A 14,889-nucleotide genomic window follows, 5' to 3' on the forward strand; every position below is an offset into this window, starting at 1 on the left:
CTTACTATGACCGGAAAAGCCGTAGTATTATCCGGATAGACTAGGAAAGTGTTACCTATGTTCCCGGTCTGAAGTGTTACCTATGTATCCGGTCGTACAGAAGCGCCGCCGGGGATGCACCGAACTACGACGCTACCGCCTCGCTCTCACCCGGCGCCAGCTTACGGTTCGACGGTTGTACAAAGTACTGTTTATCTTCCCAGCGCAGGCAGGTTAAATCTCCGCCCCAGCAGCAGCCGGTATCCAGCGCGTAAATCCCTTCTGGCGTACCTTTACCTTCCAGCGATGCCCAGTGACCAAAGGCCACGCTGTACTCATCGGTAATCGGCCCTGGCAGCATAAACCACGGCTTCAGCGGCGCAGGCACGTTCTCCGGTGACTCTTTGCTGTACATATCCAGCTGGCCGTTCGGGAAGCAGTAGCGCATGCGGGTAAAGGCATTGGTGATAAAGCGCAGGCGCGCCAGACCGGAGAGATCCAGCGACCAGTTGTTGGGCATATCGCCGTACATGGCGTCGAGGAAGAACGGATAGGAGTCGCTTGAGAGCACCGCTTCAACGTCGCGCGCGCACTGTTTAGCGGTTTCCATATCCCACTGCGGTGTAATACCCGCGTGCGCCATCACCAGCTTTTTCTCTTCATCGACCTGCATCAACGGCTGACGACGCAGCCAGTTCAGCAGCTCGTCAGCATCCGGTGCTTCCAGCAGTGGGTTCAGGCGATCCTTCGGCTTGTTGCGGCTGATGCCGGCAAACACCGCCAGCAGGTGGAGATCGTGGTTTCCGAGCACTACTTTTACGCAGTCGCCCAGCGATTTAACGTAGCGCAGCACTTCCAGTGAACCAGGACCGCGCGCGACCAGATCGCCCGTCAGCCACAGGGTATCGACGTCTGGGGTGAACGCCACCTGCTCGAGCAGAGCAATTAACTCGTCAAAGCAACCGTGAACGTCGCCAATAAGGTATGTAGCCATGTTTTAATGAATCAGCGTGGGAACAAAGAGACGGAAAACGGGAATGTCGATGGAGAACGGCACGCCGTCTACATCGACCATATCGTAGTGACCCTGCATGGTGCCGAGCGGAGTTTCCAGCACGGCGCCGCTGGTATATTGATATTCTTCACCGGGCTCGATGTGCGGCTGCACGCCGACAACACCTTCGCCCTGAACTTCGGTTTCACGGCCGTGGCCGTTAGTAATCAGCCAGTAACGGCCGAGAAGCTGCACCGCGCTTCGCCCGAGATTGCGAATGGTCACCGTATAAGCAAAAACGTAACGCTCTTCTTCCGGCTGGGAGTGCGTCTCAATGTAGACGCTCTGTACCTGGACGCAAACTCGCGGCGAATCGATCATGGTTTAGCTCTCCTTCGAGGGCGCATTCTCGGACAGATAGTTGGCCATCCGGCAGTACTGCGCAACAGAGATATTTTCCGCGCGCATGGCCGGGTCTACACCCAGCTCCGTCAACAGCTCAACGCTGAACAGATTGCCCAGACTGTTGCGGATAGTTTTACGACGCTGGTTAAAGGCTTCGGTCGTAATACGGCTCAGAACGCGGACATCTTTTACCGGGTACGGTTTAGTGCTATGTGGCACCAGGCGTACGACGGCGGAATCCACTTTTGGCGGTGGCGTGAACGCGGTTGGCGGTACTTCAAGTACCGGGATCACGTTGCAGTAGTATTGCGCCATGACGGTCAGACGACCATAGGCTTTACTATTTGGACCGGCAACCAGACGGTTAACCACCTCTTTTTGCAGCATGAAGTGCATGTCTGCAATAGCGTTAGTATAGCTAAACAGGTGGAACATCAGTGGCGTGGAGATGTTGTACGGCAGGTTACCGAACACGCGCAGCGGTTGGCCGAGCTTCTCAGACAGCTCGCCAAAGTTCATGGTCATGGCATCCTGCTGATAAATAGTCAGCTTCGGCCCCAGGAACGGGTGCGTTTGCAGACGCGCGGCTAAGTCGCGGTCCAGTTCGATAACGGTCATTTCGTCAAGACGTTCGCCAACCGGCTCGGTCAGCGCGGCAAGACCCGGGCCGATTTCAACCATGGCCTGGCCTTTTTGCGGGTTAATGGCCGCAACAATACTGTCGATCACGAATTGATCGTTGAGAAAGTTTTGCCCGAAGCGTTTACGGGCTAAGTGGCCCTGATGGACTCGATTATTCATTAGAGTTAACAATCATTTTGATGGCGAGATTAAGCGCCGTAATAAAACTGCCGACATCCGCTTTCCCCTGGCCTGCCAGTTCGAGGGCGGTACCATGGTCAACGGAGGTGCGAATAAAGGGTAGACCGAGCGTAATGTTCACGCCACGACCAAATCCCTGGTATTTTAGCACGGGTAGGCCCTGATCGTGGTACATTGCGAGCACCGCATCGGCATGGTCCAGATACTTTGGTTGGAAAAGGGTATCGGCAGGCAGCGGCCCGCTTAGATTCATCCCCTTTGCCCGCATCTCTTCCAGCACCGGAATAATGGTGTCTATCTCTTCCGTACCCATATGTCCGCCTTCGCCCGCGTGCGGGTTCAGGCCGCAGACCAGCACGTGCGGTTCGGCAAGACCAAACTTGTTCTGCAGGTCATCGTGCAGGATGGTAATCACTTCCCGCAGCAGGTCCGGCGTGATGGCATCGCTCACCGCTTTCAGCGGCAGGTGGGTAGTCGCCAGCGCCACGCGCAGCTCCTCGGTTGCCAGCATCATCACCACTTTCGGTGCGCCAGCACGCTCTTCGAAGAACTCGGTGTGCCCGGTAAAGGCGACGCCAGCATCGTTAATAATGCCTTTATGCACCGGCCCGGTGACCAGCGCGGCAAACTCACCGCTCAGGCAACCGTCGCAGGCGCGCGCCAGCGTCTCAACGACGTAGCCCCCGTTCGCGACGTTCAGCGTTCCTGGAATAACCTCGGCATGCAGTGCCACGGGCAGCAGCGTGAGCGTGCCAGCGCGCTGTGGTGCAGCCGGTTTTTCGGGGGAGTAGGGCAGTAGCGTGAGGGGAAGGCCGAGAAGCGTGGCCCGCTCGGTGAGCAGGCGGCCATCAGCGCAAACGACCAGTTCGAGCGGCCAGTCGCGCTGGGCCAGTTGGATCGCGAGATCCGGACCAATCCCGGCGGGTTCGCCGGGAGTGATAACGACACGAGCGTGTTGCGTCATTAGTTGCTCAGAATTTTAACGTAGGCGCTTGCGCGCTGTTCCTGCATCCAGGTCGCTGCTTCTTCAGAGAACTTACGGTTCATCAGCATGCGGTAAGCACGATCTTTCTGCGCCGCGTCGGTACGGTCAACGTTACGCGTATCGAGCAACTGAATCAGGTGCCAGCCGAAGGAAGAGTGAACCGGGCCGCTCATCTGGCCTTTGTTCAGCTTCATCAGCGCATCGCGGAATGATGGATCGTAGATATCCGGCGTTGCCCAACCTAAATCACCGCCCTGGTTAGCAGAGCCTGGATCCTGAGACAGCTCTTTAGCCGCTTTCTCAAAGGTGGTTTTGCCGCTGCGGATATCCGCTGCAACCTGCTCCAGCTTCGCACGTGCCTGGTCGTCGGTCATAATTGGCGACGGCTTCAGCAGGATGTGGCGAGCGTGGGTTTCGGTGACATTGATATTCTGCGTCTGGCCGCGCATATCGTTGATTTTCAGAATGTGGAAGCCCACACCGGAACGAATTGGACCAACCACGTCGCCTTTTTTCGCCGTGCTCAGCGCCTGGGCGAAGATAGCCGGCAGCTCCTGAATACGACCCCAGCCCATCTGGCCGCCTTTCAGCGCCTGCTGGTCGGCAGAGTAGGTGATCGCAAGCTTACCGAAGTCGGCGCCGTTGCGAGCCTGCTCAACGATAGATTCGGCTTGGCTCTGCGCTTCATTGACCTGATCGGAGGTTGGGTTTTCCGGCAGTGGAACCAGGATGTGGCTGAGGTTCAGCTCGGTGCTGGCATCGTTCTGGTTGCCAATCTGGCTTGCCAGCGCGTCCACTTCCTGCGGCAACACGGTGATGCGGCGACGCACTTCGTTGTTACGCACTTCGGAGATCAGCATCTCTTTGCGGATCTGGTTACGATAGGTGTTGTAGTTCATCCCATCGTAGGCCAGACGGCTGCGCATCTGATCCATCGTCATGTTGTTCTGCTTCGCGATGTTGGCGATCGCCTGATCGAGCTGCTCGTCAGAGATCTTCACGCCCATTTTCTGCCCCATCTGCAGGATAATCTGATCCATGATCAGACGTTCCAGGATCTGGTGGCGAAGGGTCGCATCGTCCGGCAGCTGCTGACCCGCCTGGCCGGAGTTCATTTTGACGGACTGCATCAGACCATCAACATCACTTTCAAGGACAACGCCGTTGTTCACGACGGCTGCTACTTTATCGACAACCTGCGGGGCAGCGAAGCTGGTATTCGCAACTAAGGCGATACCGAGAAGCAGCGTTTTCCAGTTCTTCATACTTTTTCCATTTCAATTAACCGCAATGCGGATGATGTGTCTAACCAGTGATATTACAGAGAGCTCTGGTACGGCATGATGTTGGAACGCAGCATCTGCTGGGTACCCAGACCGTAGTTGGAGCTCAGACCACGCAGCTCAATGTTGAAGCCGATGGAGTTGTCATATTTGGCCTGCCCGCCAGTCTTGCTGTTGCTGTCGTAGTCCCAGCCGTTGAGTTTACGCTCGTAGCCTACGCGGATAGCGTAGCAGCAGGAATTGTACTGCACGCCCAGCATCTGGTCGGCGGCGCTACCGGTGTTGGTGTCATAGTAGTAAGCACCGACAACGGACCAGCGATCGACGATTGGCCAGCTTGCCGTGGCGCCTACCTGCGAAATGCCTTCACGATACTGATCGTTGGTGGAGTAACTCGTCGGCAGCGTTGCCTGAATATATTCCGGGCTGGCATAACGGTAAGTCAACTGCACCAAACGCTCTTCGTCCCGACGCCATTCAATGGCTGTACTGCTGGTGGAGATGTTGTTCAGACGCGTATCGTACTGAACGCCGCTGCGTAAGCCCCACTGGTCGCTGATGCGCCAGTAGGTATCACCTGCCCAAACCAGCGAGCCCGTTTTGTCGTTTTTCTCCCAGTTAATGTTGTCATCACCGGTACGGGACTCGGTGAAATAGTAGATTTGACCAACAGAAACGTTAAAACGTTCAACGGCAGCGTCATCATAAATACGCGATGTGACGCCGGTCGTTAACTGGTTTGCGGAGGCGATGCGGTCAAGGCCGCTGTAGGTACGGTCGCGGAACAGGCTAGAGTAGTCGGACTGCAGGAAAGTGGAGTCGTAGTTGTTGATTTTGCTCTGGTCGCGGTACGGCACGTACAGATACTGCATACGTGGTTCCAGCGTCTGGGTATAACCCGGACTCAGCGCCACATCGCGCTCAAACACCATCTTACCGTCAACTTTCAGCTGCGGCAGGGTGCGGTTGACCGAGCTGGCCAGCGTGTTCGCGTTGCTCGAGTCGTTGTTGTAGTCGTCGATATTGCTCTGGTTATAGTGCGTTGCCAGCAGCTTCGCTTCGGTATTGAGGCTACCCCAGCGGTTGCCCAGCGGCAGACTGATGGTCGGCTCCAGGTGGAGACGCGTCGCTTCAGGCATGGTGCTGTTGCTGTTGGTAAACTTCACCGCCTGCGCATAGAGATGGGTATCAAACGGACCGACATCGTTCTGGTAGGCGTTGATATCCAGCTGCGGCTCAGCCGAATAGGAGTTGCTGTTGCTGCGGTCGAAGACCTGGAACTGTTTTGATGACACGGTGGCGTCAAAGTTTTGCACCGCATAACCGACGCTCAGTTTTTGCGTGGCGTAGCCGTCGGTACTCGAGCCATATTTCGAGTCAAAGTCGTTGAAGTAGTCCGGATCGCTGACTTTGGTGTAGTCGGCATTGAAACGCCATACCTGATCCATCACCCCGGCGTGCTGCCAGTAGAACAGCCAGCGGCGGCTATTCTCATCGTTAGGGTGTTCACTGGAGTAGACGCTGTCTGAAGGCAGGTAATCGAGCTCAAACAGACCCTGACCGGCATCGGTCAGATAGCGGAATTCGTTTTCCCACATGACGCCACTACGCTTGTCCATATAGTGCGGCGTGATGGTCGCGTCCATGTTCGGCGCGATGTTCCAGTAATACGGTAACGAGAACTCAAAGTGGTTCGTACTGCCGTATTTAGCGTTCGGAATCAGGAAGCCGGAGCGACGTTTGTCACCGACCGGAAGCTGCAGATACGGGCTATAGAAGACTGGAACCGGGCCAATTTTGAAGCGCGCGTTCCAGATCTCCGCGACCTGCTCTTCGCGGTCGTGGATCACTTCGCTACCCACCACGCTCCAGGTGTTTGAACCAGGGAGACAGGAGGTAAAGGTACCGTTTTCCAGAATGGTATAGCGGTTTTCGCCGCGCTGTTTCATGACATCTGCGGTACCGCGGCCCTGACGGCCGACCATCTGGTAGTCACCTTTCCAGACGTTAGTATCTTTGGTATTCAGGTTTGACCAGGCTTTCGGCCCTTTAAGAATAACCTGATTATCATCGTAGTGAACGTTGCCGAGTGCATCGACGGTACGAACCGGTGTAGGCTGCCCATCAGGCTGCTTTTGATGAAGCTGAACTTCATCGGCCTGCAAACGGCTATTTCCCTGATTAATATCGACATTGCCGGTAAACACGGCGTTGTCTGGGTAGTTACCGTTCGCGTGATCGGCGGTGATGGTCACCGGCTGGTCGTTAGGTTTACCACTCACTAACGGGCGATCGTAACTGGGTACGCCAAGCATACATTGAGATGCGAGATCGGCAGCCATTCCCTGCTGGCTGTACAAGGCGCTGGCGATCATAGTCGCGAGGAGAGTGGGAATACGTTTTTTCATACGTTGTATTTGTTGTTCCGTCATCTATAGCATTGCGGCTTGCAAACGGTCAGAGACTAACGTACTCATCGTGATGACGCTAGTGTTAATGCTCGTCGGCTTCTAAGTTGCATTACCGTGAGTCGCAACGTGAAATTGATCGAGTCTATCCTGCCCGTTCGTGCCAGAGGTGTTATGCACGGCATTGAATGACAGGTATGATAATGCATATTTTAGCCGCTGGCATGACGATTTGGGGAGTATATGCAGTATTGGGGAAAAGTGATTGGTGTGGCCGTCGCTCTGATGATGGGCGGAGGGTTCTGGGGCGTTGTCCTCGGGCTGCTCGTGGGCCACATGTTTGATAAGGCGCGCAGCCGTCGCATGAACTGGTTTGCCAATCAACAGCAGCGTCAGTCGCTGTTTTTTGCCACCACCTTTGAAGTGATGGGCCACCTGACCAAATCGAAAGGGCGCGTTACTGAAGCGGATATTCATGTCGCCAGCCTGTTTATGGACCGGATGAATCTGCACGGTGAATCTCGTACCGCAGCGCAGCAGGCGTTTCGCGTTGGTAAAGCCGACAACTATCCGCTGCGCGAAAAAATGCGTCAGTTCCGTAGCGTCTGCTTTGGTCGTTTTGATCTTATTCGTATGTTCCTGGAGATTCAGATCCAGGCGGCCTTTGCCGACGGTTCTCTGCACCCGAACGAACGCGACGTGCTGTACGTCATTGCCGAAGAGCTGGGGATCTCCCACGCCCAGTTCGACCAGTTCCTGCGCATGATGCAGGGCGGCGCACAGTTTGGCGGCGGCTACCATCAGCAGTCTCAGGGCGGCCAGGGCGGCGGTTGGCAGCAGGCACAGCGCGGCCCAACGCTTGAAGATGCGTGTAACGTGCTGGGCGTGAAGCCGAGCGATGATGCCACGACCATCAAACGCGCCTATCGTAAGCTGATGAGCGAACATCACCCGGATAAGCTGGTGGCCAAAGGGTTACCGCCGGAGATGATGGAGATGGCCAAGCAGAAGGCGCAGGAAATTCAGAAAGCGTACGAGTTAATAAAAGAACAGAAGGGATTTAAGTAAGGTGCATGAACCCGGGGTCGCTTGCGCTCGCCCGGGAAAACATTGGCGCAATCTAAAAATCGACCGGTGCCTTAAACGTCATGCTGTTGCCAAACTGCGGATGGGTGATGGTTAACGTCTCCGCATGCAGCTGCAAACGCGGCGCCATCGCTAACGCCTCGTCGTGCGCATAAAAGCGGTCACCCAGAATCGGGTGACCCAACGCCAGCATATGCACGCGCAGCTGGTGTGAACGCCCGGTAATGGGCTTGAGCTTCACCCGTGCGGTGTTATCTGGCGCATACTCCAGCACTTCATACTCTGTCTGCGCGGCCTTGCCGGTTTCATAACACACTTTCTGCTTTGGCCGGTTTGGCCAGTCGCAAATCAGCGGTAAATCCACCAGGCCTTCCTGCGGCTGCGGGTGACCCCACACGCGCGCGACGTACTGCTTTTTCGGCTCGCGTTCGCGGAATTGACGTTTCAGTTCTCTTTCAGCCGCTTTGGTCAGGGCGACGACGATAACGCCGCTGGTCGCCATATCGAGGCGGTGCACGGACTCCGCCTGCGGATAGTCGCGCTGTACGCGGGTCATGACGCTGTCTTTATGCTCTTCCTGGCGGCCCGGGACGGACAACAGGCCGCTGGGCTTGTTGACCACCATAATGTGCTCGTCCTGGTAGAGGATCACCAGCCACGGGTCCCGTGGCGGATGATAGTTTTCCATGCCCATAGCGGCTCCGGTTACTGGTGAGTGACGACGATAAGACGCAGCGCGTCCAGACGCCATCCCGCCTGCGACAGGCTTTCCATCACCTGCTGGCGGTTGCTTTCAATCGCGGACAGTTCGTCGTCGCGGATGTTTGGGTTCACCGCTTTCAACGCTTCCAGGCGCGACAGTTCCGCGCTGAGCTTCTCGTCCGCCTCTTCACGGGCGGCGGTAATCAGCGCCTGAGCGGCTTGCTCAATCTGTGCTTCGCCTTTTTGCAGAATGGTATGCACGTCCTGCTGTACCGCATTTACCAGCTTGCTGCCGGTATGACGGTTCACCGCGCTGAGCTGACGGTTGAAGGTCTCAAACTCAACCTGGGCGGCGAGGTTGGTGCCGTTTTTATCCAGCAGCATACGCACCGGCGTTGGCGGCAGGAAACGGTTGAGCTGCAGCTGTTTCGGCGCCTGCGCTTCAACCACATAAATCAGCTCGACCAGCAGCGTACCCACCGGCAGCGCTTTGTTTTTCAGTAGGGAAATGGTGCTGCTGCCGGTATCACCGGAGAGGATCAGATCCAGGCCGTTGTGAATCAGCGGGTGTTCCCAGGTCAGGAACTGCGCGTCTTCGCGGGACAGCGCTACGTCACGCTCAAAGGTCACGGTACAGCCGTCTTCCGGCAGACCCGGGAAGTCCGGCACCAGCATGTGGTCGGATGGGGTCAGCACGATCAGGTGCTCGCCGCGATCGTCCTGGTTGATACCGACGATATCGAACAGGTTCATGGCGAAGGCGATCAGGTTGGTGTCGTCATCCTGCTCTTCGATGCTTTCCGCCAGTGCCTGCGCTTTTTCACCGCCGTTGGAGTGGATCTCCAGCAGACGGTCACGGCCCTGTTCCAGCTGGGTTTTCAGCGCTTCGTGCTGCTCGCGGCAGCTCTTGATGAGGTCGTCGAAGCCATCGCAATTTTCCGGCGCCGCCAGGTAGTTGATCAGCTGGTCATGCACGCTGTCGTAAATAGTACGGCCGGTCGGGCAGGTGTGCTCAAACGCGTCCAGCCCTTCGTGGAACCAGCGAACCAGCACCGACTGGGCGGTTTTTTCCAGGTACGGCACGTGAATCTGAATATCGTGCGCCTGACCGATACGGTCCAGACGGCCGATACGCTGTTCCAGCAGGTCTGGGTTGAACGGCAGGTCGAACATCACCAGGTTGCTGGCGAACTGGAAGTTACGGCCTTCAGAACCGATTTCCGAGCACAGCAGCACCTGTGCGCCGCTGTCTTCTTCGCCGAACCAGGCGGCGGCACGGTCACGTTCAATAATCGACATGCCTTCGTGGAACACGGCGGCACGGATGCCTTCGCGCTCGCGCAGAACCTGCTCCAGCTGCAGCGCGGTGGCGGCCTTGGCGCAGATCACCAGCACTTTCTGCGCGCGGTGGCTGGTCAGGTAGCCCATCAGCCATTCTACGCGCGGGTCGAAGTTCCACCAGGTGCCGGTGTCGCCTTCAAATTCCTGATAAATCTGCTCCGGGTAGAGCATGTCGCGGGCGCGTTCTTCTGCGCTCTTACGGGCACCCATAATGCCGGAGACTTTAATCGCCGTCTGATACTGCATCGGCAACGGCAGCTTGATGGTGTGCAGTTCGCGTTTCGGGAAGCCTTTCACGCCGTTACGGGTATTACGGAACAGCACGCGGCTGGTGCCGTGGCGGTCCATCAGCATGCTGATAAGCTCCTGACGGGCAGCTTCTGCGCCGTCACGATCGCTGTTAGCGGTCTGCAGCAGGGCTTCGATATCCTGCTCACCAATCAGTTCGCCCAGCATGTTCAGTTCATCGTTGCTGAGCTTGTTGCCTGCCAGCAGCAGGGCGACGGCATCGGCGACCGGGCGGTAGTTTTTCTGTTCTTCAACAAACTGTTCGAAATCGTGGAAGCGGTTTGGATCCAGCAGGCGCAGACGCGCAAAGTGGCTTTCCATCCCCAGCTGTTCCGGGGTTGCCGTCAGCAGCAGTACGCCAGGCACGCGTTCGGCGAGCTGTTCAATGGCCTGATATTCGCGGCTTGGTGCTTCTTCGCTCCACACCAGGTGGTGCGCTTCGTCGACCACCATGATATCCCATTCGGCTTCACACAGGTTTTCCAGACGCTGCTTGTTGCGGCGCACGAAATCCAGCGAGCAGATAACCAGCTGTTCGGTTTCAAACGGGTTGTAGGCATCGTGCTGGGCTTCGGCGTAGCGTTCGTCGTCGAACAGCGCAAAGCGCAGGTTGAAACGACGCAGCATTTCAACCAGCCACTGATGCTGCAGGGTTTCCGGGACGATGATCAGTACGCGCTGAGCGGCACCGGACAGCAGCTGTTGGTGCAGGATCATCCCGGCTTCGATGGTTTTGCCTAAACCCACTTCGTCCGCCAGCAGGACGCGCGGCGCATGGCGACGGCCCACGTCATGGGCGATATTGAGCTGGTGCGGGATAAGGCTCGTGCGCTGGCCGCGCAGGCCGCTCCACGGCATGCGGTACTGTTCACTCTGGTATTTACGCGCGCGGTAGCGCAGAGCAAAGCGGTCCATACGGTCGATCTGCCCGGCAAAGAGACGGTCCTGCGGCTTGCTGAACACCAGTTTGCTGTCGAGCAGCACTTCACGCATCATGACGCCGGTCTCTTCGGTGTCCTGGCGGGTGCCAATGTAGGCCAACAGGCCATTTTCTTCGATAACTTCGTCAACGAGCAACTGCCAGCCTTCATGGCTTGTTACCGTGTCGCCGGGATTAAACATTACGCGGGTCACGGGGGAGTCGCTACGGGCATACAGACGATTCTCTCCGGTTGCCGGAAAGAGTAGGGTGACGGTGCGTGCATCCATTGCAACAACGGTACCAAGTCCCAGTTCGCTTTCTGTATCGCTGATCCAGCGTTGACCAAGTGTAAAAGGCATATGCGTTCGGCTCTATCTTTAATAAATTGCAGGCAATATTCATCCACCACCTTTGAAAGCAGGCGGCGAGTGAATTTGGTCCAGGAATGGAAAGGGCGCTATGGTACTGGATGGCGAGACGTTAGTCACCTGTCAAAATAGACCCAGTTGCCCTGTCACTATTGTAGCAAAATCATCGTCGACAAAGGGGAGAATTCCTTCGGCAACCGGCGCTAATTGTTTCGTCAGGTAGTGGTCGTAATCAAGCGGTGATTGCTGGTAGGCCACGGGTTCCGGGCCGTTGGTGGTCCAGACGTAACGAATGCTGCCGCGCTGTTGATACTGCTGTGGGCGCCCTAACCGCACGTTGTGCTCATCGGCAAGGCGGGCGGCGCGCACGTGTGGTGGAATATTTTTCTGATATTCCGCCAGTGGGCGGCGCAGCTGCTTGCGGTAGACCAGCTGTTCATCGAGCTCGCCCGCCATCAGCTTATCGATGGTTTCAAGGATAAAGTCACGGTACGGCTCATTGCGGAAGATGCGTAGATAAAGCGCCTGCTGGAACTGCTGCGCCAGCGGCGTCCAGTCGGTACGTACCGTTTCCAGCCCTTTGTACAGCATCCGCTGCTCGCTGCCTTCCTGGATCATTCCCGCATAGCGCTTTTTGCTGCCGGTATCGGCGCCGCGGATGGTCGGCATCAGGAAGCGGCAGAAGTGGGTTTCAAACTCCAGCTCCAGCGCGCTGGTCAGCCCTTTTTTCTGTAGTTCTTCGGCCCACCACTGGTTAACAAACTCGACCAGCGAGCGGCCAATGACCCCGGCCTCTTCCTCGCCATGAGCCCGTTTAAGCCAGACGAAGGTGGAGTCGGTGTCGCCGTAAATCACGTCATAACCCTGAGATTCAATCAGCGCTTTGGTCTGACGCATGATCGCGTGGCCGCGCATGGTGATCGACGACGCCAGCCGCGGATCGAAAAAGCGGCAGGCGCTGGTGCCCAGTACGCCATAGAAGGCATTCATAATGATTTTCAACGCCTGCGACAGGGGTTTGTTTTTATGCAGTTTGGCTTCATCACGGGCGTGCCATATCTGGCTGACGATCCCCGGCAGGCAGTGCTTGTCGCGGGAGAACCAGGCATCGAGGAAACCTTCGGTGCTGTGCTGCGTATTCGGGTGCGCCATGCCTTCAATCAGCCCTACCGGGTCAATCAGAAACGAGCGGATGATCGACGGGTACAGGCTTTTGTAGTCCAGCACCAGCACGGAGTCGTACAGGCCAGGGCGCGAGTCCATCACGTAGCCGCCGGGGCTCGCCTGCGGCGGCACTTCGCCGAGATTGGGTGCGACGTAGCCGAGGCGGTGCATGCGCGGGAAATAAAGGTGGCTGAAGGCCGCTACCGAGCCGCCGTGCCGGTCAACCGCCAGCCCGTTGACCGTCGCGCGCTCCAGTAAAAACGGCATGATCTCGGTTTTGTGGAAGATGCGCGTGACCAGCTCGCAGTCTTTGAGGTTATAGGTGGCTAACGCAGGCTTATCTTCGGCGAAACGGCGGTCAATTTCGTCCATTCTGTCCCACGGGTTATCGATAGCTTTGCCTTCGCCCAGCAACTCCCGAGCGACGTTCTCCAGTGAAAATGAGGTAAAGCTCCAGAAAGCGGATTTTAGCGCGTCGATGCCGTCGATAATCAGGCGACCGGCGGCCTGGGCGAAGAACACGCCGTTCTTAAAGCCGTGCTCGCGCCACTCCAGTTCGCTGTTACCGCGCCCAAGCAGCAGCGGCACTCGATAACGTTCGGCGCTTTTTTGCAGTACGCGCAGATCGAACTGCACCACGTTCCAGCCAATCAGCACGTCCGGGTCGTATTCGGCAAACCAGGCGTTAAGCTTCTCCAGCAGCAGCGGGCGGCTGGCGACATATTCAAGATGAAAATCCACCTGCGGTGGCTGCTCGGGCTCTGCGCCAAGCATATAGACGGTGCGCTGCCCGCAGCCTTCAAGGCCAATGCAGTAGAGCTCGCCGTGGCGGCTGGTTTCGATATCCAGCGACACCCACTTCAACGGCGGCCGGTACTCCGGGTTGGGCTTCATGCGAGCCTGCGTGAGCGTTGCCCCGTGCGGCGTGCCTTCCACCCATACCGGCGCGGTAATAAAACGCTCCATTAGATAGCGCTCTGGCGGACGAATATCGGCTTCGTAGATGGTAATGCCGTTTTCTCGCAGCAGTTTTTCCAGCCGCATCAACTGGCGATGGGCGCGGCAGTAAAGGCCGAATACCGGCTGACGGTGAAAGTCTTTGAGCGTGAGCGGGGCCAGGCGCAGGCCGTTTTCGCCCTGCAGCAGGCGTTCCACCTGTGCGCGCTGGGCTTCGGGGATAAAGGCCACTGACTCCTGCGGCGGTAGCGTGACCTGCAGCGGGCCGTTATCGGTCGCCAGCCAGAAAGCCAGTTCGGTACCCTGCGGGGTATCCCGCCAGTGACGGGTAAGAAGAAAACCTGCTTGGGGCTGGGTCACGCGTGAGCTCATCCATAAAAAAACCAGGCTTGATTATAGCCTGGTTTAAGGGAGAGTGCTGGTGGTTTATACAGGGGTTACTGCCCGTAATAAGCTTTTGCCCCATGTTTGCGCAGATAGTGTTTATCCAGTAGCGTTTGCTGCATAGCCGGCAACTGCGGAGCGAGCTGGCGGCAGAAGATGCCCATATAGGCAATCTCTTCCAGCACGATGGCGTTATGTACCGCGTCTTCGGCATTTTTGCCCCAGGCAAACGGGCCGTGAGAGTGCACCAGCACGCCGGGCATTTGCGCCGGGTCGATGTCATTTTTGCGGAAGGTTTCCACGATCACCGCACCGGTTTCCCATTCATAGTCGCCGTTGATTTCCGCATCGGTCATCAGGCGCGTGCAGGGTACCGAGCCGTAGAAATAGTCCGCGTGGGTGGTGCCGGTTGCCGGGATGGGCTGTCCTGCCTGCGCCCAGATGGTCGCGTGGCGGGAGTGGGTGTGCACGATGCCACCCAGGGTTGGAAATGCCTGGTACAGCAGGCGATGGGTTGGTGTATCTGAGGAAGGCTTTTTGCGTCCTTCCACCACTTCACCGGTTGCCAGGCTCACCACCACCATATCCTCGGCGGTCATTACGCTGTAATCGACACCGGACGGTTTGATAACCAGTACGCCACGCTCGCGGTCGACGGCGCTGACGTTGCCCCAGGTCAAGGTGACCAGATTGTGTTTTGGCAGCGCCAGATTGGCTTCCAGCACCTGGCGTTTGAGATCTTCTAGCATGTTTTGCTCCGAGTCTGAATTTCCCTCACCCCTCCCTCTCCCGGGGGAGAGG

The 14,889-nt window shown here is 57.2% G+C and carries 11 protein-coding genes; 1 reads left to right on the forward strand and 10 read right to left on the reverse strand.

Translation table 11 applies throughout. The features are described 5' to 3' along the window. Nucleotides 1-124: 124 nt before the first annotated feature. Genes apaH through lptD form a run of 6 tightly spaced genes read right to left on the reverse strand, consistent with a single transcriptional unit; the run spans nt 125 to nt 6,876 of the window. Complete coding sequence (apaH, locus tag FHC49_RS20330; RefSeq protein WP_185668594.1) at nt 125-973, reverse strand: bis(5'-nucleosyl)-tetraphosphatase (symmetrical) ApaH; 849 nt, start codon at nt 971-973, stop codon at nt 125-127. Between the two features lie 3 nt (nt 974-976). Then, on the reverse strand, nt 977-1,354 hold the full coding sequence (gene apaG, locus FHC49_RS20335; protein WP_123650718.1) for a Co2+/Mg2+ efflux protein ApaG: 378 nt from the start codon (nt 1,352-1,354) through the stop codon (nt 977-979). A 3-nt stretch (nt 1,355-1,357) separates the two neighbouring features. Continuing rightward, nucleotides 1,358-2,179: a 16S rRNA (adenine(1518)-N(6)/adenine(1519)-N(6))-dimethyltransferase RsmA gene (rsmA, locus tag FHC49_RS20340; protein WP_035895418.1), complete on the reverse strand. Its 822-nt coding sequence runs from the start codon at nt 2,177-2,179 to the stop codon at nt 1,358-1,360. Next, a complete protein-coding gene (gene pdxA / locus FHC49_RS20345; protein WP_185668593.1) occupies nt 2,172-3,164 on the reverse strand; it encodes a 4-hydroxythreonine-4-phosphate dehydrogenase PdxA in 993 nt (330 codons plus the stop codon). The genes rsmA and pdxA overlap by 8 nt, the downstream gene beginning before the upstream one ends. Continuing rightward, the gene (gene surA / locus FHC49_RS20350; protein WP_185668592.1) at nt 3,164-4,450 is read right to left on the reverse strand and encodes a peptidylprolyl isomerase SurA; all 1,287 of its coding nucleotides are present in this window, start codon (nt 4,448-4,450) and stop codon (nt 3,164-3,166) included. The genes pdxA and surA overlap by 1 nt, the downstream gene beginning before the upstream one ends. Before the next feature lie 53 nt (nt 4,451-4,503). Beyond that, the gene (gene lptD / locus FHC49_RS20355) at nt 4,504-6,876 is read right to left on the reverse strand and encodes an LPS assembly protein LptD (protein WP_220440728.1); all 2,373 of its coding nucleotides are present in this window, start codon (nt 6,874-6,876) and stop codon (nt 4,504-4,506) included. Nucleotides 6,877-7,119: 243 nt separating this feature from the next. On the opposite strand from lptD, the gene djlA reads away from it, so the two are divergent. Continuing rightward, nucleotides 7,120-7,944: a co-chaperone DjlA gene (djlA, locus tag FHC49_RS20360; protein WP_185668590.1), complete on the forward strand. Its 825-nt coding sequence runs from the start codon at nt 7,120-7,122 to the stop codon at nt 7,942-7,944. Between the two features lie 52 nt (nt 7,945-7,996). On the opposite strand, the gene rluA is transcribed toward djlA, so the two are convergent. The 4 genes from rluA to araD form a co-directional block, all read right to left on the reverse strand. Beyond that, nucleotides 7,997-8,656 (reverse strand): bifunctional tRNA pseudouridine(32) synthase/23S rRNA pseudouridine(746) synthase RluA, encoded by a 660-nt coding sequence (gene rluA / locus FHC49_RS20365; protein WP_185668589.1) that lies wholly within the window; start codon nt 8,654-8,656, stop codon nt 7,997-7,999. 11 nt (nt 8,657-8,667) lie between these two features. Beyond that, nucleotides 8,668-11,574, reverse strand: a complete 2,907-nt coding sequence (rapA, locus tag FHC49_RS20370; RefSeq protein ID WP_220440729.1) for an RNA polymerase-associated protein RapA — start codon at nt 11,572-11,574, stop codon at nt 8,668-8,670. A gap of 132 nt (nt 11,575-11,706) precedes the next feature. Beyond that, nucleotides 11,707-14,064 carry a DNA polymerase II gene (polB, locus tag FHC49_RS20375; protein WP_370631779.1) on the reverse strand — a complete coding sequence of 786 codons (2,358 nt, stop codon included), beginning with the start codon at nt 14,062-14,064 and terminating at the stop codon, nt 11,707-11,709. 77 nt (nt 14,065-14,141) lie between these two features. Further along, the gene (gene araD, locus FHC49_RS20380; RefSeq protein WP_220440731.1) at nt 14,142-14,837 is read right to left on the reverse strand and encodes an L-ribulose-5-phosphate 4-epimerase; all 696 of its coding nucleotides are present in this window, start codon (nt 14,835-14,837) and stop codon (nt 14,142-14,144) included. Nucleotides 14,838-14,889 lie beyond the last annotated feature (52 nt).

Source organism: Kluyvera sp. EC_51 (assembly GCF_019584505.1).
Classification (GTDB): domain Bacteria; phylum Pseudomonadota; class Gammaproteobacteria; order Enterobacterales; family Enterobacteriaceae; genus Kluyvera; species Kluyvera sichuanensis.

Bases quoted from the DNA above. Each gene is read 5' to 3' on its own strand.
- surA (WP_185668592.1), bottom strand. From the start codon at position 4,450: ATGAAGAACTGGAAAACGCTGCTTCTCGGTATCGCCTTAGTTGCGAAT.
- rluA (WP_185668589.1), bottom strand. From the start codon at position 8,656: ATGGGCATGGAAAACTATCATCCGCCACGGGACCCGTGGCTGGTGATC.
- djlA (WP_185668590.1), top strand. From the start codon at position 7,120: ATGCAGTATTGGGGAAAAGTGATTGGTGTGGCCGTCGCTCTGATGATG.
- araD (WP_220440731.1), bottom strand. From the start codon at position 14,837: ATGCTAGAAGATCTCAAACGCCAGGTGCTGGAAGCCAATCTGGCGCTG.
- pdxA (WP_185668593.1), bottom strand. From the start codon at position 3,164: ATGACGCAACACGCTCGTGTCGTTATCACTCCCGGCGAACCCGCCGGG.
- rapA (WP_220440729.1), bottom strand. From the start codon at position 11,574: ATGCCTTTTACACTTGGTCAACGCTGGATCAGCGATACAGAAAGCGAA.
- apaH (WP_185668594.1), bottom strand. From the start codon at position 973: ATGGCTACATACCTTATTGGCGACGTTCACGGTTGCTTTGACGAGTTA.
- apaG (WP_123650718.1), bottom strand. From the start codon at position 1,354: ATGATCGATTCGCCGCGAGTTTGCGTCCAGGTACAGAGCGTCTACATT.
- rsmA (WP_035895418.1), bottom strand. From the start codon at position 2,179: ATGAATAATCGAGTCCATCAGGGCCACTTAGCCCGTAAACGCTTCGGG.
- lptD (WP_220440728.1), bottom strand. From the start codon at position 6,876: ATGAAAAAACGTATTCCCACTCTCCTCGCGACTATGATCGCCAGCGCC.